The following is a 25,332-nucleotide window of genomic DNA, read 5'->3' as shown; positions in this document are numbered from 1 at the left end:
CTGTGCTGATTCCGGGGTTGTGCACAGGTGTGCCCGGTTAGCCTGCGCGGGACATCGGAGGGCGGGCAGGGCGGGCGACGTGGCGAACGAGAGGACGGTGGCCGACGGGCTGCGGCTCGTCGTGCTCGGCGTACGGGTGCTCGTGTACGTCCTGCTCGGCGGGGCCGCGCTCCTCGCCGTCGTCACCGTCGCCTCGGTCCTCGGCCCCACCCTCGCGCTCGACCTCTACACCCCGCCCGTCGCCGCCTGGTGGACCGTCTTCACGGCCGTCTCCGTCCAGGGCGTGCCCTTCCTCCTGCTCGGCACGGTCGTCTCCGCGGCGATCGGCGCCTTCGTCCCGGAGCGCGTCTTCACCCGGCTCCTCCCGCGCAACCAGGCCCTCGCGGTACCGATGGCCGGCGCGGCGGGAGTCGTCCTGCCCGGGTGCGAGTGCGCGTCCGTCCCGGTGGCCGGGAGCCTGATGCGGCGCGGGGTCGCCCCGGCGGCCGCACTCGCCTTCCTCCTCTCCGCGCCCGCGATCAACCCCGTGGTGCTGGTCGCGACCTCCATCGCCTTCCCCGGGCAGCCCGCGATGGTCCTCGGCCGACTCGTCGCCTCCCTCGCCACCGCCGTGGTCATGGGCTGGCTGTGGGCCCGGTTCGGCCGCGAGGAGTGGCTGCGACCGCCGAAACGATCAAGCAGTACGTCCGCCCGCGGGCTGCGGGCCTTCGGCGCCGGCCTCCAGCACGACTTCCTGCACGCGGGCGGCTTCCTCGTCCTCGGCGCGGCGGCCGCGGCCACCTTCAACATCACCGTGCCGCGCTCCGTGCTCGACCTCTTCACCGGTTCGGCCTGGCTGTCGGTGCCGCTGTCGGCCGTCCTCGCGGTCGTGCTGTGCGTGTGCAGCGAGGCCGACGCGTTCGTGGCGGCGTCGCTCAGCGGCTTCCCGCCCACCGCGCGGCTGGCGTTCATGGTCGTGGGGCCGATGGTCGACCTCAAGCTGATCGCGCTCCAGGCGGGCACCTTCGGCCGGACCTTCGCCGTCCGCTTCTCCTCCGCCACCTGGGCGGTGGCCGTCCTCAGCAGCGTGCTCGTGGGGTGGTGGCTGCTGTGAGGCGCTACGTCCCCTGTCTCCTGCTCGCCCTGGTCGGCGCGGCCGTCCTGCGGATCTCCCTCTTCGGCGAGCTGTACCTGCGGTACGTGCAAGCGGGGCTGCGGCCGTACCTGGTGGTGTCCGGCGGGGCGCTGGTGCTGCTGGGGGCGGCGATGGCGGTCGTACGGCGGACTGGGTGGGAGGTGGGTCACGAGGCAAGCCTCGGCGACGGGCATGACGTGGAGCACGGTGACGGCCCCGACGCGGGTCACGGGCACAGTCATGGTGCCGCCGGACCCCGGGTCGCCTGGCTGCTCACCCTCCCCGCCCTCGCCCTGCTCCTCTTCCCGCCGCCCGCCCTCGGCTCCTACAGCGCCGAACGGGAGGCGGCGCAGCGGGCCGCGCAGGGCGTCGGGACCTTCCCGGCCCTGCCCGCCGGGAACCCGGTCGAGCTCACGCTCGGGGAGTTCAGCTCGCGGGCCGTCTACGACAGCGGGCGCTCCCTGAGGGGCCGTACGGTCCGCATGACCGGGTTCGTGACCCACGGCGACGACGGCACCTGGTACCTCACCCGGCTGTTCGTCACCTGCTGCGCCGCCGACGCCACCACCAGCAAGGTCGAGGTGCGCGGCGCCGCGGACGGGGCGCCACCGGTCGACACCTGGGTCACCGTCACCGGCACCTGGCACCCCGAGGGACGACTCGGCACCGACAGCGCGTGGCCGCCGGTCGTGGACGCGAGCGCGGTCGAGCGGGTGGGGCAGCCGGCGGACCCGTACGAGAAGCGCTGAACCCGGGCGGCCGACACCTCGGTGCCGGCCGCCCGGGTGAGGACGCGCGGCTCCCCTCGCGCGGTCCTCCTCGGAGGCCCCCGGCCCGCGCGGGACGGCGGGAGACGCCCCGGTCGGCGTCGCGGAACACGGGGACGGAAGCCTGGCGCCGGTCAGGGCGGCGGTGGGGTGCGGACGGTGCAGGGGGACGGGCGGGGAGGCATGCGAGACACGGGCTGGGACATGGGCGGCTCCGGCACAGTTCGACACTGTGCGGCCGCTCCCTGACCGTCACCGTCGACCGTAATGAACCGATGTGCGGTCTGTGAAGAGCGCAGGGGGGTAACCGGCGGCCCGGACCACGGACCACGGAGGACGAGGGCGTGGCCCTCCGTACGGCCCCTGTCGCCGCCTGACCCGCCGCTGGGCGGGCCGGGGCGGCGCGGCGTTTGGTCCCGGGGCCCAGGGGTAGCCGGGCGGTGCTTCCGGGCGGGTCCGTCATGAGTCGTGACGCGCGCTCAGGGAGCCATGGCGGACAGTGGCCGCGCTGATCGAAGGAGGCGGTGGCCGTGCGGCCGAAGGACGACCGCGGCGACGCCCCCGGCGACGACCCCGGTCCGTTCCCCGGAGCGGGCGGCGGCCCCGATCCGTTCGCCGGACCGGGCGATGGCTCGGGTCTGTCCGCCGGACCGGACGACGGCTCCGGCTCGCGTCACGTGTCCGGCGACGACCTGCGGCTGTCGGGGCAGAACGCCGAACGGGAACAGGAGAAGGACCGGGCGCGGGCGTCCGACCTGATCGCGGACGGGGTCCGGGGCGCGGACGCCAGGGAGATCCCGGGCCGGCTCTGCGAGGTCGCCGTACGTCTGCTGCCCGTCGTGGGCGCGAGCGTCTCCCTGCGCAGCGACGGCATGCCCGTCCAGCTGAGCGCCAGCAGCGCCCAGGCCGCCCGGCTCTCGGAGATCCAGGCCACCCTCGGCGACGGCCCCTGTGTGTACGCCGCGACGATCGGCGCCCCCGTGCTCGCCGACGACCTGACCAACGGCCGGGACGCCCGGCGCTGGCCGGTCTTCGCCCAGGAGGCGACGGCCGCCGGGGTACGGGCCGTCTACTCGATGCCGCTCGGCAACGACGCCGTGTGCGTGGGCACCCTCGACCTGTACCGGGACACGCCCGGCGCCCTCGCCACCGGTGACCTGCGCACCGCGCAACTTGTGGCCGGTGTCATGACGGTGGCCCTGATGGCCCTTCCCCAGGGGGAGGAGAATGGCTCCGACGCGGACGAGCCCTGGCTGAGCGGTTTGGCCACCGACTACGACGAGGTCTACCAGGCGGTCGGCATGATCATGGTGCAGCTCGACGTCGGCGCCGACGAGGCGCTGGCGCGGCTGCGCGCCCACGCCTTCGCGCAGAACCGCACCGCCGTCGAGGTGGCGCGCGACGTGGTCTGGCACAGGAAGAAGTTCGAGCGTGACTGACAAGTCCGGGGCAAGACGACCGGCGCGTCGGCGCCGTGCCGACGTGAGGAGGCCTGGATGAACCGGGAACTGCGCCTCACCCGCGCCTTCGTGGACCTCGCGGACACCCTGCCGGCGAGCTTCGACCCGCTCGACCTGTTCGCCCGGCTCGGTGGGCACTGCACCGAGCTGCTGGCCGTCGACGCCGTGGGCGTGGTGATGGCCGACTCGCGGGGCGCGCTGCGGAACATGGTCGCCTCCGACGACGACCTCCTCCTGCTCGACCTGTTCCAGGTGCAGCAGGAGGAGGGGCCGTCCGTCGACTGCTTCCGCACCGGCGAGGTGGTCGCCGCGGACGATCTGCGGGAGGGGGCCCGCTGGCCCCGCTACACGGCGCAGGCGCTGGAGGCCGGCTATGTCTCCGTGCACGTGCTGCCGCTGCGGCTGGAGGGCCGGCCGATCGGCGCGGTGTCCCTCCTCAAGCGGGAGGCCGACGCCCTGCCGACCGAGGACCTCGCCGTCGCCCAGGGCATGAGCGACGTGGCCGCGCTGACCCTGACCCACTGGCCCACCGAGGCCCGCCGCCCGCACGACCTGCTCACCTCGCTCCAGGCCGCGGTCTCCGCGAAGGCGAGCGTCGAGCTGGCCAGGGGACTGCTCGCGGAGTACGCGGGCATCTCCTTCAGCGAGGCCCTGGAGCTGCTGCGCCGGCACGCGGAGCAGCAAGGCCGCTCCCTGACGGCCGTGGCGAGGGCCCTGGCCGAGCGCAGCCTCGCGCCGGAGGACGTGGTGGCCAGGCAGCCGCGCCTGTCGTGACCGCCGCGGGGGCGGCTCACGGGGGTCGGTGGCTCACGGGTTCCGGTCGCTCAGTACGGCTTCCCGGTGCCTCACTGGTCTGGGTCGCTTGATACGGCTTCCGGTGCCTCACTGGCTCCGACCGCTCAGACCTGCACCCGCCCCTGCTTCCTGATCTCCGTCAGCCGCTGCGCGCCCAGCTGTACGGCCGTCTGCGTGGCGTCCGTCAGGACGTCCCCGAAGCCGCCGTTGGTCACGCTGATCGCGTCCTCCCCGACCCGGACCGCGGCCACGTCCAGCCGGAGCGTCACCGGTTCACCGTCCGGGGACTCGCCGGTCAGCAGTACGCGCAGCCCTTGCCGGGCGCTCCCCGTCTCCGGCACCTCCGCGTCCGACACCTGGACGCCGAAGACGGCACCCGTGACCGTGGTGGCGGCGAACTGGCCGCACTTCCGCGGAAGCCCCTTCATCCAGCCCAGGCTCTTGTCGATCTCGGCCGGCCGCCCGGTGAGCACCTGGTACCTCAGCTGCGCCCCGTTCCACTCGTCGTCCAGCCCGATGACCGCGCGCTGCTGGGCGTCGGGCCCGAACAGCTCGTCCGCGTACAGGGCGTCGAGCAACCGCTGGCAGCCCGGTCTGTCCGCCTTCGCCTTCAGCACCCCGTCGTGCCAGGTGGCGGTGCCCTGGGTGGGCGCCCAGGGCTCACCGAGGTCCGCGTCCGTGACGAGTGCGGCCTGGGCCATCTCCTCGGTGAGGGCGGAGGAGGCGGCGGACGCCTTCGGGGACGCCGGGGCCGCGCTGGTGGGCCGGGTGATCGGGGGCTTGGGAGCGGTGGGCGGGGTGGACAGGGCGGAACACGCGGTGGCGCCGAGCAGCGTGGCGAGAGCGAACGCGGCGGCGGGGACACGGGACGGGGTCATGCCTCCAAGTGATCACCGGGTTCAGGGAGGTCACCAGCGGTCCGGGCCGTACGGGTTAAGGAACCGCCCGCTCCGCGCCACGGGTCACTCCCTCTCCCCCTCCTGCTGCCCGTCCCCCTCCCGCTCGACGAGTTCCACGGCCAGATCGCGGGCGTACTCGATCGGAGCCGGGAAGACGCGCAGGCCGTGGGCGACCATGGCGCCCTCGTGGAGCAGCATGAGCGCGTGGGCCTGTGCGGGGGCGAGGTCGGTGAAGAGCCGCAGCATCCACTGCTTCTGGCCGGTGATGACCGCGTACGCCGGATGCGTGGGGTCGCTGATCTCGGCGTGGGCGTTGACCATGCCGCACCCCTTGGGGCTGTTGTCGTCCATCCACGCCCGGGAGGCGTCGAAGACGAGGCGGACCCGCTCGACGCTCCCCGCCCCCTCCAACTGCTGAAGTCGCTCGAGGAGATACGCCCGCCAGCGCTCGTCCCGGTCAGCGAGGTACTCGACGACGATCTGCTCCTTGGAGCCGAACCGGTCGTAGAGCGTCTTCTTCGTCACCCCGGCCTCGGCGGCGATCAGGTCGACGCCGACCGCGTGGATGCCGCGCTCGTAGAACAGCCGGGAGGCGGCGGCGAGCGCGCGCCGCGCGCCGGGGGTCATGACGATGCGCCGGACCTGCGAATTTTCCTCTCCCACGCTCTCAACTATACCGATCTGTATAGTGGTGGAGGCAAGGACGTATACAGATCTGTCTAGTCACGGGTGGTGACTCCCATGAACGTCCTGCTCTCCGCGGCCTTCGTCCTGTGCTGGAGCTCGGGATTCGTGGGCGCCAAGCTGGGCACGGAGGACGCCGGCGCGACGACCCTCCTGATGTGGCGCTTCCTGCCACTGGCGGCGGTCCTGGCCGGGGCGGCCGTACACCGGCGGGGCCGGTCGGCGTGGCGCTCCCTGACCCCCCGGGACCTCACCCGCCAGGCGGTGATCGGCCTGCTCTCCCAGAGCGGCTACCTGCTCACCGTCTACTACGCCATCCAGCTGGGCGTCTCCAGCGGTACGACGGCCCTGATCGACGGCACCCAGCCGCTGGTCGCGGGAGCACTGGCAGGCCCGCTGCTGAGGGAGTACGTCTCCCCCCGCCAGTGGCTGGGCCTGTGTCTGGGCCTGGGGGGAGTCGCCCTGGTCACGACGGCGGACGCGGCCGCGACGCGTGGCGTGGCCTGGTGGACGTACGTGGTCCCGTTCGCAGGGATGCTCTCGTTGGTCGCAGCGACCTTCCTGGACCGCCGCTCCCGCACCCAGGTGACCCCGGCCGTCTCGATGACGGTCCACTGCACGACGAGCGCGCTGGTCTTCACGGCGATGGCCTTCATGACCGGGACCGCGACCCCACCGGTGTCTGCCTCCTTCTGGCTCGCCACGGCCTGGCTGATCACCCTCTCCACGTTCGGCGGCTACGGCCTCTACTGGCTCGTCCTCCAACGCTCCGGAGTCACCGAGGTCAACACCCTGATGTTCCTGATGGCCCCGGTGACGGCGGTCTGGGGAGCGGCGATGTTCGACGAGCCCTTCACGATGCAGACGGCACTGGGTTTGGGAGTCGCTCTGGTTGCGGTGGGGCTGGTGCGCGGCGCGAGTTCTCGTACGCCGAACTCCCCCAAGGACCAGACCGAAGCCGCCCACTCCCAAACGCGAGCACCCTCGCAGGCTGGGGTCTACTGGCCGTCGGAGTAGGCGAGTTGATACGCGCCACCGGATCCCTGACCGGAGACCGCCAACCACTCGGCGTCATCCTCGCCCTCTGCGTTGTGGCAGTCAGCGTCCCCGGCTACATCCTGGTGGCGCTTGGCCGGCGCACCTCCCGGAACGGCCGCGGCACCCCCAAACGCCGAAAGCTGCCACCGATCCACCCGTGACGGGTTGGCACTCCAATACTCTCCGTGCTGGGCGGTGTGGGAGTCCAGTTGGCGTCAATGTTGGTAACGTATTCTTCTATGTACATGACCCACATCGGAGAGGGGTGGGCGACATGTCCGTGACCCAGATCGACATCGACGACGACGCCCTGGAACGCGCCATGAGCCTGGCCAAGGTCAGGACCAAGAAAGAAGCGGTCAACCTCGCCCTGAACTTCTACGCCGAGCGGCAGGAGCGTGCGGCGCGCATCAGCCGGCACTTCGAGCGAGCACGTGAGTGGGGTGCCGTCGAGGACGCCGAGCGCCTGCACCAGGCGGAGAAGAACAACTGATGCTCTACCTGCTCGACACGTCAGGCCTGGTCCGGCTGCTCCGGGATCCCAAACTGCAATCGGCTTGGTACGACGCGATCGACGCCGGGGCCGTCGCATCCTGCTACGTGCAACGTGCGGAGTTCCTCCACAGCGCCCGGAACGGACGCGAGTACGACGAGATCGCCGAGATGTTCACAGACCTGTACCCGGATGTGTCGGTACCGAAGAACGCGGGGCGCTGGATCAGCTCGACGCAACGCCGTATGGCCCAGGCCGGGGAGCATCGCAGTGCCTCAGCGGTGGATCTCGTCATCGCTGCCACCGCGGCCCATCACGGCCTGGCCGTCCTCCACGACGACGCCGACTACCGAGCCGTCGCCCGGCACGCTTCCGACCTCCGCGAGCACAACATCCACGACGTCGTCTGAGTACGGCAGCGCCACTTGAGGGTGCCCCGTCAGGACACCTGCTTCAGCAACCCCCGTACCGCCTCGTCCACCACCCGGTACCGCACCACCCGTCCCTCCTTCTCGCCCGCCACGACCCCCGCCGCCCGCAGCAGACGCAGGGCCTGGGAGACGGCGGGGTCGTTCATGCCCGTTGCGATCGCGAGGTCGGAGACCGCGAGGGGGCCGGTGCGGTGCAGGGCGAGGAGGAGGGAGAGGCGGTTGGGGTCGGCGAGGAGGGCGAAGCGGTCGGACCAGGTGCGGACGTCCCCCGGGTCGCCGATCGCGGCGATGGCGTCGCACACCCGGTGTCCGTCGATGCTGCGGCGGTCGGCTCGGTCGGCCGGGACGAGGTGCATGGGGGTCATCCTCGCAGGCCGCACTATGTGATCTTCCATACCTGCGCAGGTGCGCAGCTATGCAGGGGAGGCCGGCACGCCCTACGGTGGGCGGGCCGTGGTGCTCGGGAAGCCGGTGACGACCCCTCAAGGTCCAGACCGGCGCGGCCCTCGCCACTGTGATCGGGAAGTGTCCGTGCTGTCGAAGCCACTGGTCGTACGACTGGGAAGGCAGGCGCGGACACGCACGACCCGTAAGCCAGGAGACCGGCCACGGCACGTCAGGAACTGATCCACGAGGTGTTGGAGCTGACCGTATGACCGAGCCTGCCCTGTCCAAGGCCGCCGCCCCCGCCACCGGGGCCAGTACCGCCGGAGGCTTCCGCTGGCGGCGGGAGGACACCGTCAAGACCGTCGGACTGCTCGCGGCGATCGCCGCCCTGCATGTCGTCGCCTTCGGCATTCTCTTCCTGCTCGTCGTCCCCGCCCACTACGAGGTCGGCACCAAGGCCTTCGGCGTGGGACTCGGCATCACCGCCTACACCCTCGGCATGCGGCACGCCTTCGACGCCGACCACATCGCCGCGATCGACAACACCACCCGCAAGCTGATGGCCGACGGCAAGCGGCCGGTGTCGGTGGGGTTCTGGTTCGCCCTCGGGCACTCCAGCGTCGTCGTCCTGCTCGCCGCCCTCATCGCGGGCGGCACCCAGCTGGCCGGCAAGGTGATGAACGAGGGCTCCAGCACCCACCAGGTGCTCGGGTTCCTCGGTACGACGATCTCCGGCACCTTCCTCTACCTCATCGCCGCCCTCAACCTGGTCGCCCTGGTGGGCATCCTGAAGGTCTTCCGGGCGATGCGGGAGGGGTCGTACGACGAGAAGGAGCTGGAGCAGCATCTCGACTCGCGCGGGTTCATGAACCGGATCCTCGGACGCCTCACCAAGTCCATCACCCGGCCGGGGCAGATGTTCCCGCTGGGGTTCCTCTTCGGGCTCGGCTTCGACACCGCCACCGAGGTCACGCTGATGGTGATGGCCGGGTCGGGGGCGGCGGCCGGGCTGCCCTGGTACGCCATCCTGTGCCTGCCGCTGCTCTTCGCCGCCGGGATGAGCCTGTTCGACACCCTCGACGGCACCTTCATGAACTTCGCCTACCAGTGGGCCTTCTCCAACCCGGTGCGCAAGGTGTTCTACAACCTCGCCATCACCGGGCTGTCCATCGCGGTCGCCTTCTTCATCGGCACGATCGAGCTGGTCGGCGTGCTGCACGACAAGTTCGACCTCACCGACGCCCTCACCACCTGGATCGCCGAGATCGATCTCGACAACGTCGGTTACGTCATCGTCGGACTGTTCGTGGTGGTGTGGGCGGCGGCGATCGCCTACTGGCGGCTGGCGAAAGTCGAGCAGCGGTGGGGCGTCAGCAGTTCCTGATGGACCAGATCGGGCTCCAGTTGTAGTTGTTGCTGCTGCCGCCGGGGCCGACCGAGGTGACGGTGCCGCCGTCCTTGCCGTTGAAGCGCGCGGTCACGCCGCCGGTCTGGGAGTTGCGGTAGGAGCCGGTGCCGACCCAGTTGGAGAGGGTGTAGGTGTCGCAGTAGTAGAAGTAGTAGACGACGTAGTCGCCGCGCGTGGCGTCCCAGGTCGCGGTGCACAGGTTGCCGCTCTCGCAGGTGATGGACTCACGCGCGGCCACGTGCAGGATCTTGTTGGGCTTCGGCCAGGCCGTCGGCGGCTCCGCGGCGGCCCCGGCCGGCAGCGCCGAGGCGGGCGGCGCGGCCGGCATGGTCAGGACCTGCCGGAAGTCGCGGTTGTCCGGGGCCGCGCCGGCGGGTGCCGCCGTGCACACGGCCGCCAGCGCGAGCCCCAGGGCACCGATGCCCGCGAGCAGTGAAGGTCGTCGTACGTCACGCATGTGGTGTCGAACCCCCTGTGGAAAAGGACATCCCTCGTGCCCACAGGCTGACTTCGGCCCGTCGTCCCCCGCCACTCCCTGAAGCCCTGCCTTAAACGGAGCCCGTCCCTTCGAGCAGCGTTCGCCCCGCCGGGGTGATGGTGTGCACGACATGCCTGCCGCGGCGCACGCTCAACAGCAGGCCGGCCCGGCGCAGGACCGCCGTGTGCTGGCTCGCGGCCGCCCCGGAGATGCTCAGCCGCTGGGCGAGTTCGCCGGTCGTACGGCCGGTCACGGTCTCCTCGAGGATCGCCGCGCGGGTCCGGCCGACGAGCGCGGCGAGGCCCCCGCCGGGCGTGGGGCGGCCGGGTGGGCGGACCCAGCCGAGGGCCGGCTGGATCGGGTAGACGAGGACCGGCGTCAGCTCCGGTGCGGCCACCGTGACCGGTCTGCGCAGGCAGAACAGGGACGGCTGGAGCAGCAACCCCCTCCCGCCGAGCCGGAGTTCACGCGTGACGGGGTAGTCGGCCTCCAGCACCGGCGGCCGCCAGCGCAGCACGGGGTTGAAGCTCGCCAGCAGCCCGTCGGTCCCCCCTTCGAGCACCTCGCGGGCCCGGACCGCCCGGTCGGCGTCCACCTGGGCCCGGATGTGCGGCCAGAACGGGGCGAGCGCGTGCCGGTGGTAGCCGTGCAGGGCGGCGCCCAGGTGGCGCAGCGCCGGGGGTTCGCCGTCGGCCAGGGCGCGGGCCTCGGACGGCAGCGGGCGGGTGCGGCGCGGGGAGGCGGCGAACGCGGTCAGGTCCCTGCGCAGGGCGGTACGGGGCGTGCGCAGCACGGTGTCGACGGCGTCCTCCAGGTCGTAGCGGCCGTCGAGGTGGGGGGTGAGGAAGTCCGGTGTGTAGCCGCGCGCCGGCAGCAGGGCGGCGAGCAGCGCGTGCGCCGGGCGCAGCCGGGCGCGGACCAGCCGCCGCCAGTCGCCGAAGAGCAGCGGGGCGTCCTGCCCGGCCAGCGCCTGGAAGCTGTTGGTGATCTCCCAGAGCGGGTCGGGGGCGGCGGCCACCCGCACGCGTGCGAGGTCGTCGGCGGTGAAGTGCACCCGCAGCATGGGGAGTTCTCCGATGGTGGTCGGTCATCGGGTGGACGGCGGTGCTCCCTGACACTGACCGAGCCCGGGGTGCCGGGGCAAGGGGGCATTCGGTCACCCCTGCCGTCGGCACGGCTGGGGCCCGGCTAGACCCCTTCCACCGCCGTCAGCCACAGCTTCACGTACCGCTCCACGTCCACGCCCAACCCCACGTCGACGAGGGTCACTTCGCGCTCGCCCTCGTGGATCTCGGACTCGCCGGGGCGCCGACGGCGGTCGACGACGGTCTGGCCGCGGGTCGGTCCGGGGGCCAACGACACCTCCACGGGCAGGAGTTCGGTGGTCAGGCCGCCCGGGTCGACGACCGCGCAGACCGCGCCCGCGTCGCCGAGGCCGCCGGTGGGGGTGGGGTCGCCGGTGGTGGCCGGGTCGCGGTGGGCGAGGAGTTCACCGGCCATGCGCAGGGACGGTTCCGCACTCGCCCGCAGCCGCTGGACGTCGGCGGCCGGGACGATGACCCGCTCGAAGACGTCCAGGCCGTACATCGTGATCGGCACCCCGGCGGTGAGCAGGACGGCGGCCGCCTCCGGGTCGTGCCAGACGTTGAACTCCGCGACCGGCGTGGCGTTCCCGGTCGCCACCGCACCGCCCATGAACACGATCCGCTCGATGTTGCGCACCACGTCGGGGTGCGTACGGAGCAGCAGCGCGATGTTGGTGAGCGGCGCGGTGGGAATCAGGGTGACCGGCCGGGGCGAGGCGAGGATCTCCCGCCGGAGCAGGGTCACCGCGTCCACGTCCACCGCCACCCGGGTCGGTGCGGGCAGCCCCAGGTCGCCCATGCCGTCGAGTCCGTGCACGTGCTGTGCGGTGCGAACGGGCTCGATCAGCGGCCGCTCGGCACCCCGGGCGACCGGGATGTCCCCGGCCCCGGCCTGCTCCAGCACGGTCAGGGTGTTGCGGACCACGCCGTCGACATCGGTGTTCCCGGCGACGCAGGTGACCGCGCGCAGGTCGATACCGGGATGCCGTACGGCGAACAGCAGGGCCAGGGCGTCGTCGACACCGGTGTCGCAGTCGATGATCACCGGGATGGGCTGACCGGTCACGGCGGGGTCCTTTCGTCACGGGCCTACGTCACGGGCGTACGACGTCACGCGCGTAGGTCACGGGCGTACGCCCCCGACCTTACGCAGCCGCCCACAGTTCGGCCCCGCGATCACCGGCCCGGGCGGCGATCCTTCGCAGCAGCTCCTCCACCGGTACGGCTCCCGGCCTGCGGCCGTCCCGCAGTCGTACGGCCGCGCAGTCCGCGTCGGCCTCCCGCTCCCCGATCACCGCCTGGTACGGCACGAGGCGCGCGGCGCGGACACGGGCGCCGAGGGTGCCGTCGCCGGGGCCGGAGAGCTCGGCGCGGATGCCGAGCGCGAGCGCCTGTCGTACGACCTCATGGGCCCGCTCCTCCTGCCCGTCGCCGACCGGCAGGACCACGAGCTGCACGGGCGCGAGCCACACCGGGAACGCGCCGCCGTGCGCCTCGACGAGATGGGCGACCGCCCGCTCCACGCTCCCGATGACGCTGCGGTGGACCATGACCGGCCGGTGTTTCCCGCCGTCGGGGCCGATGTAGTGCAGGTCGAAGCGTTCCGGCTGGTGGAAGTCGATCTGGACGGTGGAGAGGGTGGACTCGCGTCCTGCCGGGTCGGTGATCTGGACGTCGATCTTGGGGCCGTAGAAGGCGGCCTCGCCCTCGGCGGACTCGTACGCGACGCCGTCCAGTACGTCCTCGAGGAGGGCGGTGGCGCGGCGCCACAGTTCCGGGTCGGCTACGTACTTGCCGCCCTCGCCCGGGAGCGAGAGACGGTACCGGCTCGCCCGGATGCCGAGGTCGTCGTAGGCGCGGCGGATGAGGGCGAGGGCGGCGCGGGCCTCCTCCACGGCCTGGTCCAGGGTGCAGAAGATGTGGGCGTCGTTGAGCTGGATGGAGCGGACGCGGGTGAGGCCGCCGAGGACACCGGACGGCTCGGAGCGGTACATGCCGCCCAACTCGGCCATCCGCAGCGGTAGTTCGCGGTAGCTGTGCGAGCGGGACCGGTAGATGAGGGCGTGGTGCGGGCAGAGGCTGGGACGCAGCACGACCTCCTCACCGCCCAGCCGCATGGGCGGGAACATGTCGTCGCTGTAGTGGTCCCAGTGCCCGGAGATCTCGTACAGCTCCCGCTTGCCGAGGACGGGCGAGTACACGTGCCGGTACCCGGCGGCGCGCTCCACCTCCCTGACGTACTCCTCCAGCACCTGCCGTACGACGGCCCCGTCGGGCAGCCAGTAGGGCAGCCCCGCGCCCATCAGGGGGTCGGTGTCGAACAGGTCGAGCTCGCGGCCGAGTCGGCGGTGGTCGTGCACGGGGGTCTCCCTCGCTCATGGGGGGGCGAGGAACCGGCGGGAACGACGAAGCCCCGGGGCACTCGCCCCGGGGCTTCGGACTGCGTCAGCGGTCAGCGCGCCGGGACCTGCTCCGGCGTCGTCGTGATCGACGGGAATGCTTGGGCGCGCTGCATGGGGTGAGGGTAGGGGGTGCCGAAGGCGTAGCGCGACGGGTTTTCAGGGGTGGGGCTGACGCAGGGACCGTGTGAAGGCGGCCCACGTGTCGGGGACGCCCCGGAGTAGCGGCCCGCGGGGGAGGCCTTGGAGTCGCGGACGGCGATGGTGCGTGGGCGGTTGCGGGCGACTGGACTTCCTGAACCCGTAGTCGGACACAGGCCCTACATCTCCGCACGGATGCTGACGATCCGATACCTGCTCTCCCGTTCGGTCAGCTGGACACGCCTACCCGGACCAAGGCCCCCAAGACACCGTCACTCCGGATGGCGAGCATGGCCGTACACCGAGTGCTCTACGCAGCGCTCCCGCTACAAGGGCCTCCTCGCTGAACTGCTGGACGCCGCGTGCGACGAACGCGACGCAAGGTGGGCCGGCCTGATAGCACGAGCCGACCTTGCCCGAACTTCTTGTACTGACAGGAGGACGATGACACCTATCGCGACCAGGCGGGTGACATTCCATGTCGTGCCGGCGGTCCCGCTTTGTAAAGGGGCCTCGACCGTGAGGCGCATCGAGGTCTCCGCGATGGCTGTCAACGGGATCAGCATCCGGAAGGCGAGCCCGCGAAGGCCACTGTTCCGCCCCAGGTTTCCTGCCAAACCGAGGAGAAGGCCGAGAACAACGGCTGCTGCGCCCCAGAAAAGCGTTTTCGACAGGAATCCAGCCCAGTAGATGTGCGTTCCCTGCGAAGGGTCATCGAGGTTCACCCACTCCCGGTAGTCCCCTTGCGCAAGTTTGGTCACGTAGTAAGCGACCACGGCAGTGGTGAGGGCGGACCCGGCCACAACGGCGGATCTGACCCTGGACCTGAATCCGGCACCCACGCAGAAGGCCAGAGCGGCCCAGGACCAGCCTGCCGACAGGACAAGGTGAACCGAATGGATTACAGGGGCTTCGATCGTCCCGAGGAGGGGAGCGGCAACGCCGAGTGCCACGCCGGCCGCCAGAGCGGCTGCAACGGGAAGGACGGTAGGACGTGAAGGGGACACGAGATCGGGTGAGTCCTTTCCATCAACGGACACTTGAGACTGCCACCAGGCGATGTCGGAGGGAGACAGGGGCCGCAATGCCTTCCCTTGGCCCCGACGAAAAGGTTCACGGCTGAAGCGCGAACTGTCGGACCAAGTGCGACACTGCGGCCCCTGGGGCATCACCGCGTCCTAATCAGTCACGCCCCAATACGCATAGCACGTGTAGGCCGCGCCTGCGGTCCTGCTCGCTTTAGCCGTCTTGCCGGCCACCTCGCCAACCTTGAGGCTGCCGTTGGCTATCTTCGCGGTAGCATTATGCAGTTTCGAACCATGGAAGTAGTACGAGTAGCACCGCTTGCCGTCGGCCACGATCTCGGTACCGTAGGTCCAACTGCCGCCTCCCACGTCCTTGGTGGTTGCCGGAGCGACCCGAGAGTTGGGGTCGATCTTGATCGCGACCATGCCCCACTCCTTGACATTGCCCAGTTCCTTGGGCGGCTGCGGTGTCGCTCCGCTGGCTGGTGAAGCGAGAGCGCCGACAAAAACTGCCGCGCTCGCAGCGGCCACTGTCATGGATCTGCGGAAGTACCTCATGAACGCAACATCTCCTCCGTTGATGCTCCCCTGTGGGCTCACGAAGACAGATCTTTGGCGAAGCGGGCCCACGATGCGACGGAGATTCACGGGGACGGGGCCGAAAAGCAGTGCTCCCACCATGTCTGCAATATGCGTTTTGCCATCCTTATGCTGTGTCTTCTGTGGCGGAAAGCCGGAGATGTGCCCGGCTGGGGATGCCGCATATCGCGAGGAATACCGCACGCAGGACTCGATCTTCGACTGGATGTGATCGCTTGCCTCAAGCGGTCATGGGTTTCCCAGGCGAAACGTCCGCTCAGAGAGACGTCATAGGTCGGGCTCAGGTGCGGTAGCGGGCCAGCATGAGGGCTACGGCTTCGTCGACGATCGCGGCGTCGGTGGGGTTGGGTGGGACGAAGTCGGTGCGTACGAGCTGGGGCCACAGGAACTGGCTGCAGATCATGCCGAGGAACTGCTCGGCGACCTCGGCTGCCGACTGGGGCTGTCCGTCGGACGAGCGGAAGTCGAGGGTGCCGGCCTCTGCTTCGGACTCCAGGTAGTCCCGGAGCCGGTCGAAGAAGGGGCCGCGGTCGATGGCGAAGCCGGTGCCGACGATGTCGGCGAGCTCCGGCATCTGGGGGAGCTCGGTGATGATGAGGCGGCACAGCGCCGCCGTGCCGGGCCGGGCGACCAGGCAGGCGTAGTCGCGGCCGATGTGGTCCAGGCCGTACCGGGGGTCGCCGGGCGGGGGCGGGGCGGCGTACTCCGTGTCCAGCTGCCACTGTTCGGCGGTGACGGCCGCGAACAGCGCGGCCTTGGTGGGGTACCGCTTGAAGAGGGTGCCGGTGGAGACGCGGGCCTCCTTGGCGATCTGGGCCAGGGAGGTCTTGTCGTATCCCCGGGCGAGGAAGAGGTCGCGGGCGGCGCGGATGATGCGGGCGCGGTTCTCCGCCTTGATCTGCGCGTGATAGCCGGCCTTGGCCTGCGCGTGATCCCCGGCCGGGCAGGTGCCGCCACCGGTCTCCGCTCGGTCCGCCACCGACATGCCCACGCCCCTTGCCCGTCTCGGGTGCCCGTCCCCGGTGCCCGTCTGCGGCCGCGTCCTCGCTGTCAGAGGACGGTCTGGCCGCCGTCCAGGATAAGGTCCTGGCCCACCGCGAAGGCGGAGGCGTCGGAGGCCAGGTACACGACGGCCTCCGCGACCTCCTCGGGCAGGCCCATGCGGCCCAGCGGGATCGTGGAGCTGATCCCCTCCACCACCGCCGCCTGCACCGCGGGGTCCTCGATCCCGAGCTTTGCGGCGGAGTACAGCGGGGTGTCCACCGGTCCGGGGCTGACCGCGTTGAAGCGGATGCCGTGCGAGGTGAGCAGGTCCGCGTTCCACGACCGCATCAGGGAGGAGACGGCCGCCTTCGTCGCCGCGTAGGCGTTCGAACGCCCGTAGCCGCCGTGTGCGCTGTTGGAGGCGTTGAGGATGACCGAGGACGGGTTGGCCAGTACCGGCACCAGCGCCTGGGTGAGGAACAAGACGCTCTTGACGTTGATGTCGAAGAGCCGGTCGTAGCTGTCCTCGGTGTGCTCCTCGAACGGCCGCCAGTCGGAGACGCCGGCGTTCAGGAAGGCCACGTCGAGCTTTCCGAAGTGCTCGCTCACCTGCTCGGCCAGGGCGCGCTGGGCGTCGAGGTCGCGTGCGTCGGCCCGCACGACCGGCACCTTGTCCCCGAGGACCTCCCGCGCCCTGTCGATGCCGGCCGGGGTGACGCCGGTGACCAGCACGTCGGCCCCCTCCGCGACGAAGCGCCGCGCGGTCTCCAGGCCGATCCCGCTCGTGCCGCCGGTGATGAGGGCGCGCTTGCCCGCAAGACGAGTCATGTTGTTCGTTCCTTGCCGAGTCGTAAGGTAAGTCGATGCACTTACCTCGGAAAGGTAACGCTCGCGCTTCCCGTAAGGCAAGTCGACCCACTTACCATCGGCGGCCTCGAAGTCTTGGGGTGAGAACGCCGGTGCCGCCCGGCTCGTCAGGGCCGGGCGGCACGTCATGCGGTCAGGTCAGAAGTGCCACTGCTGGTTGGTGCCGCCGTTGCAGGTCCACAGGTCGACGAGGACACCGTTGGTCCTGGTGAACTGGGGGTCGTCGAGGCACAGGCCCGTGGCCTGGTTGACGATCTCGTAGTTGCCTCCGTTGACGGGGATGAAGGACCAGTTCTGGTTGGCGCCGCCGTTGCAGGCCCACAGGTCGGCCGCCGTTCCGTTGGCCGTGCCGGACTGGTAGTCGTCCAGGCAGGTGCCGGAGTTGACGTTCTTGAGGGTGTACTGGCCGTTGCCGACGCCGGTGACGGTGAACTGCTGGAGCGTGCTGCCGGTGCACGACCACAGGTCCACGCTCGCGCCGTTGGCCGTGTTCCCCTGGAAGTCGTCCAGGCACGTGCCCGTGTTGACGTTGGTCAGGCCGCGCGCGGTGCCGGCGACGGTCCCGCCGCTCACCGCCTGGAGCTGCCATTCCTGGGAGCCGTTGCTCGTCGCGGTCTGCAGCGTGAGGTCGGCGCCGGCCGAGGCGCCGGTCAGGTAGAGGCTCGTGTTGCCCGTGGACCGGAACTGCACGTTGCCGTCGGAGAGCTGGACCATGGTCCACAGGGCCGTGCCCGTGTTGTCGACCCAACTGCCGATCTGTGCGCCGGCGACCGCGTTGTTGCCCCAGATCTCCGCGGCCCGGCCGCCCGACTGGTTGAGCAGGGTGACGCCGTTCGGCTTGGTGGTGATGTGCCAGTACTGGGTCTCGGCGTTGGCCGCCGAACCGGCGTTCTCCAGGCGTACGTCGGGGCTGTCGGCGTTGCCGATGTTGGCGTCGGTGGTGTTGTTGCGGGTGCCGATGACCTGGCCGGTCAGCTTGTTGACGATCCGGTAGTAGGTGCCCTGCGAATGACCGAGGTCGATGTCGGCGTTGATGATCGTCGAGGTGCCCTGGTTGGCCAGGATCACCACACGGCCGGTGGTGGCGTCGTAGGTGAGGTTGCGGCTGTAGGCGCCGGGGACGGTGGTCTGGTACTGGGTCCAGGTTCCGGTGCTCGTACCGCTCGAGTTCATCCAGACGCTGCCGCTGCCGGCGGCGTTGTAGAGCAGGCGGCCGTCGGGGGTGCGGATGAGGACCGGGCTGCCGCCCTGTGCCGGGGCCGCGGAGCCGGTGGTGACGGGGAGGCCCGAGACCCCGGTCCCTGCGGTGCCGCCCACCGAGTAGAAGTGCAGCGGGTCCGAGGCCACCTTGTAGCGGACGTTGTCGCCGCCGCCCCAGTACTCGTAGGTGAGCATCCACTTGCCGTCGGAGGTCTGGACGACGTTCGCCATGCCCGGCCGGCCGCCGCCGATCTCCGTCTTGCCGCCGCCCATGGTGACGGTCGTCCCGGTCACGTCCACCACGGGGCTGCTCCAGGCCGCGCCGGACCCGTCCCAGGTCCGGTGGGCGATGATCTGCCCCTGCGAGTCCGTGGCCGTGCCGTTGGCGGGGTCCGTGGTCAGCGCGCCGGTGCCGCTGTCGTACGCCGTGAAGTCGTTCTCGTCCGAGTAGTACGCCACCAACTGGCCGTTGTAGACCATCAGGTACGGCTCCCAGACCGGGTCGACCTGGTGGGTGGTGTTGGCGTTGGACACGTTGGTGCCGATGTTGCCGGCGCTGCCGCCCTGCCAGCCGCCGCCGGTGATGATGTTGCGGAAGCTCCACGTGGTGCCCTGGTCGGTGCTGGAGTACAGCGCGATCGCCAGGTCCCTGCGGTCGCCGTCGCCGGAGGGGGTCCAGTTGGGGTCGGCCGCCTTGTGCTCGAGGTAGTAGGAGTCGTCGCCGGACACCACCGCGGCCATCACCAGCGTGCCCGCCGACAGCGAGCCGACGGTCCGGGGCAGGACGTACAGGTAGGGGTTCGTCCAGGCGCTGGTGTACTTCGCGTACTGCGGGTCGCCCGACAGGTAGGCCGGGGCCTTGACCTGCGAGACCAGCTGCCAGCTCGTGCCGTCGTCGGTGCTGCGGTACACCGGCAGCGTCTCGCCGGCCGCGGAACCGGACGCGGGGACCGTCGCCAGCTCGAACGAGGCGACCAGTTGGCCGCCCGGCAGTTGCGCGGCCTTCGGGTAGATGGCGCAGTTCCCCCGGCCCTTCAGACACGCCTGGTTCGAGGGGAGTTGGTAGACGGTTCCGGGGGTCGGGGAGTAGGCGCCGGCCGGCGGCGCGGCGAGGAGGGACAGGATGACGGCGCTGACTGCGGCCAGCGCCGCGCCGAACTTCTTCAGCCTGCTTCTTGCGTGCATGCTCGTCCTGCTCACGGTCGGGCCGAGGGCCGGCGGACGGTGCGCGGGGAGTCTGCGGTGGGTGCGCAGGTGCTCGCGTCGTCGTGCGGGCGGGTTCGGCCGGAGGGTGGACCGCCGTCGTCCTGGCGGCCCTTCACCACCGGAGGGTGGCGAAGTCGTTGGACCTCGTCCTTTCGTGGGGGATGTCGGCAGACGGGGTCCGGTGGTCGTGCTCGGGGCTTCGGTGGGTTCTCGCGGCGATGATCTGACCGCGCAGTCATGTCTGCGCAGTCATGTGTACGCAGTCGGAGGGGGGACGTCAATAGTTTTCGGCCACTTCGTCAGAACCGGGTTTCGGCCAGCCGTCGCAGCTCGGCGAAGCGGTCGTCCTGGCGGGTGCCTCCCGCCAGGTCGCTCAGGGCGTACGCCGTGAACACGAATCCGTCCGTGGTGTGGAACCGTGCGCCCCAGTTGCCGAGGCTCACCGCGGTGACGCGGGACCAGGGCAGGCGCTGGGTGCCCCACGGGTTCACCATGAGGATCTCGTCCGTCCTGAGTTCCAGGCGTACGCGCAGGAGCGCCCACCAGGCGAAGAGGCCGAAGGCGAGGGCGACGGCGGTGGCGATCGCCGCGGTGCGTGCCGACTGGGCGGACGGGTGGGTGAGGGCGTTTGGCCACGTGGAGAGCGCCCCGGCCGTCGGGGCGGCTGCCGGCAGGTAGCCCAAGAGGCGGCCGGATCGACTGACCCGCCACACGCCGATGACACCGTCGCGCGCTGCGTCCACGGGGGAATGATCCACCCTCAGGGCGGCTGTCTCACCCCTCCGGGCCCCACCGGTCCGGTCCCACCCCGCGCCAGTCGATCCAGCTCGACACCGCCACTTCCGCCGCGTCGATCTCCAGGCCCGCTCGCCGGAGGAACTCGGCCACGTCGGTCAGGTTGTGGGCGAGGCCCAGGATCTCTCCGTCCACGCGTACGCGGCGGCCGCCCGTGGGGGAGGGCGGGTGGACGATCACTCGGATCGGGCCGGACATGTCTTCAGGATCGTCCGCGGTGTACGGTCCCGCACTTCGGTCCGTCATCGGCCGGGCCGGTCGAGTCGGCCGGCCGCGTCCTGTGTGCGGTCCGGCCGGCCCAGGGTGCGGAGTTCCCACCACTCGGCCGGGCGCGGGCGCCGGTGCTGCCAGTGGGGGTGGAAGAACAGCTCGGTCGACAGGCGGTGCAGGCGTCGGCGCAGCTCGGTGCGGTGGGGGTGCTCGGCGAGCCGCCGGTACGTGGCGCTCCACTCCCGCTGTGCCCGGGCGAGGTCGTCGGGGAACGATCGCATGACCGGATTCAATCATGTGTTCGATTTTGCGGGCCATCCCGGGAGCCGGGTGGCGATGAGTTCCGGGCGCGCGAGGGGTCTGTCCAGGCAACCGACCTCAAGGAGACCGACATGACCGCCGCCTACACCTTCGACGTGTTCTCCAGCCTCGACGGGTTCAGCCACGCCGGTGGTGACTGGGCCGGGTACTGGGGCAAGCAGGGGCCCGAACTGCTCGACCACCGCCTCGCCCAGTACTCCGAGGAGCAGCGGATGGTCTTCGGGGCCGCGACCTACCGGGCCTTCGCCCGGATGCTGGCCGAGAGCACCGAGGACAGCGATGTGCGCGATCCCTGGGTGACCCGGATGCGGAACCTGCCGGCGACGGTCGTGTCCACGACGCTGGAGAGCCCCCTCGACTGGCCGGACGCGACCCTCGTCGCCGGTGACGCCGTCGACGTGGTCGCCCGGCTCAAGAAGGAGTCCGACGTGCCGCTGCGCTCCCACGGCAGCCTGGCGATGAACCGGGCGCTGATGGCCGCGGGACTGGTCGACCGGGTGCAGGTGACGGTGTTCCCCGTCATCACCGGGCGGACCGGCCTGGGACCCGTCTTCGAGGGCGCCGCCGACTTCGACCTGGAGCTGCTGGAGCACCGGACCCTCGACGGTCACATCCAGGAGCTGGTCTACCGTCCCACCCTGCACTGAGGACCGGGCACGGCGCACGCGCAAGGGGCCGCCCCACCGCGAACGGCGGGACGGCCCCTTGCGGACCTTGCCTTCAGGAACTGCGTCAGGCGCGCGAGGCCTTACGGCGACGGGTCGCCAGGACGATGCCCGCGCCGCCCGCGAGCAGCACCGCCGCGCCGCCCGCGATCAGCGGCGTGTTGCTGCTGGCCCCGGTCTCGGCGAGGTTGTCGCCGCCGCCACCGTTCGGGGTGGGCGCACCCGGGGTCGACGTGGACTCCGAGGCCGACGGGGTCGGGGTGCTCGTGCCCGGGGTCTCCGAGGCGGGAGGCGTGCTCTCGGAGGCCGGCGGGGTGGACTCGGACGCCGGCGGGGTCGACTCCGAGGCCGGCGGAGTGGTCTCCGAGGCAGGCGGGGTCGCCGGAGGCGTGGTCTGCGTGGTCGTGCAGTCCTTCGTGCCGCCGTTCCAGGCCGCGATCAGCTTGTCCTTGATGACCGGGTGGTCCGGGCCCTTGGGGAGGTCGCCGTGCGGGAGGCCGTCGTTGGCGTCGAGCTTGCCGTCGAACTTCGTGTTGCCGCGGTACAGGTCGACCTGGCCGTAGCAGCCCGCGTCGGGGATCGCGACGTCGAGGGTGTCCACGGCGCCGGCCTTGACGGTCACGGTGTCGAAGTCGTGGAAGACCTGCTCGCCGGAGGTGGCGAACGTCGGGCCGTGCGCGAGGTAGGACGCGAGGGAGGCGGTGCACGTGGTGGCGTCGCCCGCGGCGCGCACCTTGACGTGGACCTTGCCGTCGTCGCCCGGCTTGAGGTTCTGGTCGTCGACCTTGACGGAGGCGAAGAAGTTCTTGCCGTCGAGGGAGAACTCGCAGCGGTCGGTCTCGGTCTTCGAGCCGGCGCCCGTACCCGGCTTGTAGTGGCCGCCGTCTCCCCAGCCCTTGCCGCCGGGGCAGTCGGAGGCCGAGGCGACGGAGGCGAGGGCAGCGGAGAAGGCGAGCGTCGCGGCGCCCGTCCCCAGCAGGCGCCGAACGGTGACACGTCTCGCTATGGACATACAGATCCCGTCAGGATGAGAGTGAAATGATCACAGGAAGCATCAGAAACACTGGGCCCATTGGTCACATGCGCCACGGTGTTTGCACATCGTGGATCTCCTGGCGGAATGCTGTCAACCTGCGGTGATGCAAGGTGTGTTCAGCGCCCATCACAATTTCGACACACCAGGAATGATCTACTCCGCAAAAGCCCGGGTTGATTTTCCGGTGAGGTGGACAGATATCCCCTTTGTCGCCCACGTGGAATTCGTCGCCCGCACGGAATGAACGCACTGCAGAGGAGCCCGCGTGACCCCCCGCACCACCACGCCCGACCTCTCCGGCAAGGACCCGAACTGGTGGCGACAGGCCGTCGTCTACCAGGTCTACCCCCGCAGCTTCGCCGACGCCGACGGTGACGGCCTCGGGGACCTCAGGGGCGTCACCGAACGCCTCGGACACCTGGCCGCCCTCGGCGCCGACGCCCTGTGGCTGAGCCCCTTCTACCCCTCCGAACTCGCCGACGGCGGCTATGACGTGGCCGACTACCGGAATGTCGACCCGCGCCTGGGCACCCTCGACGACTTCGACGCCCTGGTCGCCGAGGCCCACCGGCTCGGCCTGAAAGTGATCGTCGATCTTGTCCCGAACCACACCTCCCACCAGCACGCCTGGTTCCAGGAGGCCCTCGCCGCCGGCCCCGGCTCCGCCGCCCGCGCGCGGTACGTCTTCCGGGACGGCCGCGGCGCGCACGGCGAACTCCCGCCCACCGACTGGCAGTCCGTCTTCGGCGGCAGCGCCTGGCAGCGGGTGCCGGACGGGCAGTGGTACCTGCATCTGTTCGCCCCCGAGCAGCCCGACCTCGACTGGTCGAACCCCGAGGTCCGCGAGGACTTCCGCACCACCCTGCGGTTCTGGTCGGACCGCGGGGTCGACGGCTTCCGGGTGGACGTGGCGCACGCGCTGGTCAAGGACCTGACCGAGCCGCTGCGCGACCTCGGCGACCTGCCCGGCGTCGCGGAGGAGGCGCTGGACCACCTCCCGCCGGGTAGCCACCCCTACTGGGACCGTGACGAGGTCCACGAGATCTACCGTGACTGGCGCACGATCCTCGACTCCTACACCCCGCCCCGTACGGCCGTCGCCGAGGCCTGGGTGCCGGGTGCCCGCCGCGCGCTGTACGCCCGTGCCGACGAACTCGGCCAGGCCTTCAACTTCGAGTACCTCCAGACGGGATGGGACGCCGGCGAGCTGCGCCAGGTCATCACCGACTCCCTCGCCACCGCCCGCGCGGCGCACGCCTCGGCGACCTGGGTGCTCTCCAACCACGACGTCGTACGGCACGCCTCCCGCCTGGTGCTGCCGCCCGGCACCGACGAGAACGCCTGGCTGCTGGCCGGCGGCCGGGCGCCCGCGATCGACCTCGACCGGGGGCTGCGGCGCGCTCGCGCGGCCACGCTGCTGATGCTGGCGCTGCCGGGATCGTCGTACGTCTACCAGGGCGAGGAGCTCGGGCTGCCCGAGGTCGCCGACCTGCCCTTCGAGGTGCTCCAGGACCCGATCTGGGAGCAGACGGGGCGGGTGCGCAAGGGGCGCGACGGATGCCGCGTGCCGCTGCCCTGGACGACGACGGGGCCGTCGTACGGCTTCGGGGCGGGCGGTGCCTGGCTGCCGCAGCCGCAGTGGTTCGCGCGGTACGCCGTCGAGGCACAGGACGGCACGGAGGGCTCCACGCTGGAGCTGTACCGCACCGCCCTGCGGCTGCGCCGCAAGCTCCTCCAGGGGGAGGAGCTGACCTGGACGGAGACCGGTCCGGCCGACGTGCTGGACTTCGTCCGGCACGAGGGCTGGCGGTGCGTCACCAATCTCTCGGAGCGGGCCCTCCCGCTCCCGGACGGGGAGGTGCTGCTCACCAGCGGCCCGCTGGAGAACGGGCTGCTGGGACCGGACACGACGGTCTGGCTGGGCTGAGACAGGCGCCTGGGACCCCGGCCCTAGCCGATCGTCGGCGACGGGCTCGCGCCCGCGGCCGGGGTGGCCCCGCCGTTCGCGTTCTCGCCGGGGACCGCGAGCGGGGTGGACGTCGGGTTCGGCGGCGGGGTCAGTACGACCATCGGCGCGCCGGGCTGCGGGGCCGGCGGGGTCAGGTCGGTGTCGGGCAGCTTCGGCGGGGTGGTCTGCATGAACAGGGCCTGGTCGAAGTTGACGAAGCCGGTCTTCTCCATGACCGTCATGTGGTCGAGCACCGTGTCGTTGGCCATGTCGGCCAGCGACCGCACCAGTGAGTTCTTGGTGGTGGAGCGGACCTTCGAGATCGTGTTGAAGATCGAACCGTGCGTCACCCGCAGGATGTTGGCGAAGTTCGTGTCGAACTGCTGGCCGTTGCTCGACTCGATCGTGTTCACGAAGCCGACCTGCTGGGGGCTCGCCACGTTCGGGATGGTGATGTTGAGCATCGGTGCGATCTTGCGGCAGGCCGCGTCCAGGGCCGCGTGGCCGTCGATGAGGTGCCGTCCGGCCTCCTTCACCTCCGGGGTGGTGCCCTTCTGGAGGGCGACCTCGCCCAGCGGGTACTCCCACAGACCCGCCGCGCGCACCTTGACGACGAAGTCCCGGTCCAGCTCGGTCAGCGGCCCCCACTGCGTCTGCGCGATGATTCTGTCCTGTGCGGTGGACGCCTGGCTCACACCCAGCATGGACGGGTACGCGAGTGCGCCCAGGGTCAAGGTGAGGGCTCCGCCTACGAACAGCGTTCCCATCGCGTTGCGCGAGAGTGGCACCGTGCCTCCTGCCCGGTCGGTGACCCCGCCACGTGGCGGGTCGGACGCACAGGAGTACGGACGCGGGGGCGCCGGTGTTCATCGGCCCTTCACCGGTTGACCGTTCGT

General features: G+C 71.0%; 28 protein-coding genes and 1 riboswitch. Of the genes, 11 read left to right on the top strand and 17 right to left on the bottom strand.

The window, feature by feature from the left end:
• Positions 1-79 precede the first annotated feature (79 nt).
• The 4 genes from OHN19_RS20845 (at position 80) to OHN19_RS20830 (ending at position 4,115) form a co-directional block, all read left to right on the top strand.
• Entirely contained in the window at positions 80-1,093 is a 1,014-nt protein-coding gene (locus OHN19_RS20845) for a permease (RefSeq protein WP_330265648.1), read from the top strand.
• Entirely contained in the window at positions 1,090-1,863 is a 774-nt protein-coding gene (locus OHN19_RS20840) for a TIGR03943 family putative permease subunit (RefSeq protein ID WP_330265647.1), read from the top strand. The genes OHN19_RS20845 and OHN19_RS20840 overlap by 4 nt, the downstream gene beginning before the upstream one ends.
• A gap of 542 nt (positions 1,864-2,405) precedes the next feature.
• Positions 2,406-3,320: a GAF and ANTAR domain-containing protein gene (locus OHN19_RS20835; RefSeq protein WP_391195622.1), complete on the top strand. Its 915-nt coding sequence runs from the start codon at positions 2,406-2,408 to the stop codon at positions 3,318-3,320.
• Positions 3,321-3,377: 57 nt separating this feature from the next.
• The gene (locus tag OHN19_RS20830; protein WP_330265646.1) at positions 3,378-4,115 is read left to right on the top strand and encodes a GAF and ANTAR domain-containing protein; all 738 of its coding nucleotides are present in this window, start codon (positions 3,378-3,380) and stop codon (positions 4,113-4,115) included.
• Positions 4,116-4,240: 125 nt separating this feature from the next.
• Here the strand turns inward: OHN19_RS20830 and OHN19_RS20825 are convergent, their stop codons facing one another.
• Positions 4,241-5,014 carry a hypothetical protein gene (locus OHN19_RS20825; RefSeq protein WP_330265645.1) on the bottom strand — a complete coding sequence of 258 codons (774 nt, stop codon included), beginning with the start codon at positions 5,012-5,014 and terminating at the stop codon, positions 4,241-4,243.
• 84 nt (positions 5,015-5,098) lie between these two features.
• Positions 5,099-5,662, bottom strand: a complete 564-nt coding sequence (locus OHN19_RS20820) for a helix-turn-helix domain-containing protein (protein ID WP_330269662.1) — start codon at positions 5,660-5,662, stop codon at positions 5,099-5,101.
• A 114-nt stretch (positions 5,663-5,776) separates the two neighbouring features.
• On the opposite strand from OHN19_RS20820, the gene OHN19_RS20815 reads away from it, so the two are divergent.
• The 3 genes from OHN19_RS20815 to OHN19_RS20805 all read left to right on the top strand — a co-directional run bounded on the left by OHN19_RS20815 (position 5,777) and on the right by OHN19_RS20805 (position 7,660).
• Positions 5,777-6,736, top strand: coding sequence for a DMT family transporter (locus OHN19_RS20815; RefSeq protein ID WP_330265644.1), 960 nt, complete (start codon positions 5,777-5,779; stop codon positions 6,734-6,736).
• Between the two features lie 295 nt (positions 6,737-7,031).
• Positions 7,032-7,250 carry a type II toxin-antitoxin system VapB family antitoxin gene (locus OHN19_RS20810; RefSeq protein WP_330265643.1) on the top strand — a complete coding sequence of 73 codons (219 nt, stop codon included), beginning with the start codon at positions 7,032-7,034 and terminating at the stop codon, positions 7,248-7,250.
• Positions 7,250-7,660, top strand: coding sequence for a PIN domain-containing protein (locus tag OHN19_RS20805; protein WP_330265642.1), 411 nt, complete (start codon positions 7,250-7,252; stop codon positions 7,658-7,660). The genes OHN19_RS20810 and OHN19_RS20805 overlap by 1 nt, the downstream gene beginning before the upstream one ends.
• A gap of 29 nt (positions 7,661-7,689) precedes the next feature.
• Here OHN19_RS20805 and OHN19_RS20800 read toward each other — a convergent pair whose 3' ends face one another.
• Positions 7,690-8,037 (bottom strand): metalloregulator ArsR/SmtB family transcription factor, encoded by a 348-nt coding sequence (locus OHN19_RS20800; protein WP_330265641.1) that lies wholly within the window; start codon positions 8,035-8,037, stop codon positions 7,690-7,692.
• An 81-nt stretch (positions 8,038-8,118) separates the two neighbouring features.
• Positions 8,119-8,307: riboswitch (cobalamin riboswitch) on the top strand.
• A 26-nt stretch (positions 8,308-8,333) separates the two neighbouring features.
• On the opposite strand from OHN19_RS20800, the gene OHN19_RS20795 reads away from it, so the two are divergent.
• On the top strand, positions 8,334-9,452 hold the full coding sequence (locus OHN19_RS20795; protein WP_330265640.1) for a HoxN/HupN/NixA family nickel/cobalt transporter: 1,119 nt from the start codon (positions 8,334-8,336) through the stop codon (positions 9,450-9,452).
• Here the strand turns inward: OHN19_RS20795 and OHN19_RS20790 are convergent.
• From OHN19_RS20790 to OHN19_RS20735, 12 genes are all read right to left on the bottom strand, one after another.
• The gene (locus tag OHN19_RS20790) at positions 9,439-9,933 is read right to left on the bottom strand and encodes a hypothetical protein (protein ID WP_330265639.1); all 495 of its coding nucleotides are present in this window, start codon (positions 9,931-9,933) and stop codon (positions 9,439-9,441) included. The genes OHN19_RS20795 and OHN19_RS20790 overlap by 14 nt on opposite strands.
• A 91-nt stretch (positions 9,934-10,024) precedes the next feature.
• Entirely contained in the window at positions 10,025-11,017 is a 993-nt protein-coding gene (locus tag OHN19_RS20785; protein ID WP_330265638.1) for a winged helix-turn-helix domain-containing protein, read from the bottom strand.
• Between the two features lie 125 nt (positions 11,018-11,142).
• Positions 11,143-12,105 carry a nucleoside hydrolase gene (locus OHN19_RS20780; protein WP_330265637.1) on the bottom strand — a complete coding sequence of 321 codons (963 nt, stop codon included), beginning with the start codon at positions 12,103-12,105 and terminating at the stop codon, positions 11,143-11,145.
• A gap of 79 nt (positions 12,106-12,184) precedes the next feature.
• Positions 12,185-13,399, bottom strand: coding sequence for a threonine--tRNA ligase (gene thrS, locus OHN19_RS20775; protein WP_330265636.1), 1,215 nt, complete (start codon positions 13,397-13,399; stop codon positions 12,185-12,187).
• A gap of 506 nt (positions 13,400-13,905) precedes the next feature.
• The gene (locus OHN19_RS20770; RefSeq protein WP_330265635.1) at positions 13,906-14,748 is read right to left on the bottom strand and encodes a DUF6518 family protein; all 843 of its coding nucleotides are present in this window, start codon (positions 14,746-14,748) and stop codon (positions 13,906-13,908) included.
• 9 nt (positions 14,749-14,757) lie between these two features.
• A complete protein-coding gene (locus OHN19_RS20765; RefSeq protein WP_330265634.1) occupies positions 14,758-15,162 on the bottom strand; it encodes a lactococcin 972 family bacteriocin in 405 nt (134 codons plus the stop codon).
• Positions 15,163-15,484: 322 nt separating this feature from the next.
• Positions 15,485-16,189, bottom strand: a complete 705-nt coding sequence (locus tag OHN19_RS20760; RefSeq protein ID WP_330265633.1) for a TetR/AcrR family transcriptional regulator — start codon at positions 16,187-16,189, stop codon at positions 15,485-15,487.
• 65 nt (positions 16,190-16,254) lie between these two features.
• A complete protein-coding gene (locus tag OHN19_RS20755) occupies positions 16,255-17,016 on the bottom strand; it encodes an SDR family oxidoreductase (RefSeq protein ID WP_330265632.1) in 762 nt (253 codons plus the stop codon).
• Positions 17,017-17,193: 177 nt separating this feature from the next.
• Complete coding sequence (locus OHN19_RS20750) at positions 17,194-19,440, bottom strand: RICIN domain-containing protein (protein WP_330265631.1); 2,247 nt, start codon at positions 19,438-19,440, stop codon at positions 17,194-17,196.
• A gap of 320 nt (positions 19,441-19,760) precedes the next feature.
• Positions 19,761-20,204, bottom strand: a complete 444-nt coding sequence (locus OHN19_RS20745) for a PH domain-containing protein (protein ID WP_330265630.1) — start codon at positions 20,202-20,204, stop codon at positions 19,761-19,763.
• A gap of 31 nt (positions 20,205-20,235) precedes the next feature.
• Positions 20,236-20,454 (bottom strand): hypothetical protein, encoded by a 219-nt coding sequence (locus tag OHN19_RS20740; RefSeq protein WP_330265629.1) that lies wholly within the window; start codon positions 20,452-20,454, stop codon positions 20,236-20,238.
• Positions 20,455-20,498: 44 nt separating this feature from the next.
• Positions 20,499-20,747 carry a hypothetical protein gene (locus OHN19_RS20735; protein ID WP_330265628.1) on the bottom strand — a complete coding sequence of 83 codons (249 nt, stop codon included), beginning with the start codon at positions 20,745-20,747 and terminating at the stop codon, positions 20,499-20,501.
• Between the two features lie 111 nt (positions 20,748-20,858).
• On the opposite strand from OHN19_RS20735, the gene OHN19_RS20730 reads away from it, so the two are divergent.
• Positions 20,859-21,434, top strand: coding sequence for a dihydrofolate reductase family protein (locus OHN19_RS20730; protein WP_330265627.1), 576 nt, complete (start codon positions 20,859-20,861; stop codon positions 21,432-21,434).
• Positions 21,435-21,519: 85 nt separating this feature from the next.
• Here OHN19_RS20730 and OHN19_RS20725 read toward each other — a convergent pair whose 3' ends face one another.
• Complete coding sequence (locus tag OHN19_RS20725) at positions 21,520-22,464, bottom strand: LAETG motif-containing sortase-dependent surface protein (protein ID WP_330265626.1); 945 nt, start codon at positions 22,462-22,464, stop codon at positions 21,520-21,522.
• Positions 22,465-22,555: 91 nt separating this feature from the next.
• Between OHN19_RS20725 and OHN19_RS20720 the strand changes: the two genes are divergently transcribed.
• Both OHN19_RS20720 and OHN19_RS20715 read left to right on the top strand, forming a co-directional pair.
• Complete coding sequence (locus OHN19_RS20720) at positions 22,556-22,732, top strand: hypothetical protein (RefSeq protein ID WP_330265625.1); 177 nt, start codon at positions 22,556-22,558, stop codon at positions 22,730-22,732.
• Between the two features lie 21 nt (positions 22,733-22,753).
• The gene (locus tag OHN19_RS20715) at positions 22,754-24,415 is read left to right on the top strand and encodes a glycoside hydrolase family 13 protein (protein WP_330265624.1); all 1,662 of its coding nucleotides are present in this window, start codon (positions 22,754-22,756) and stop codon (positions 24,413-24,415) included.
• A 23-nt stretch (positions 24,416-24,438) separates the two neighbouring features.
• Here the strand turns inward: OHN19_RS20715 and OHN19_RS20710 are convergent, their stop codons facing one another.
• Positions 24,439-25,203 (bottom strand): DUF4142 domain-containing protein, encoded by a 765-nt coding sequence (locus OHN19_RS20710; protein ID WP_330269661.1) that lies wholly within the window; start codon positions 25,201-25,203, stop codon positions 24,439-24,441.
• Positions 25,204-25,332 lie beyond the last annotated feature (129 nt).

Source organism: Streptomyces griseorubiginosus (assembly GCF_036345115.1).
Classification (GTDB): domain Bacteria; phylum Actinomycetota; class Actinomycetes; order Streptomycetales; family Streptomycetaceae; genus Streptomyces; species Streptomyces griseorubiginosus_C.
This window is presented reverse-complemented; position numbering and strand designations above follow the sequence as displayed.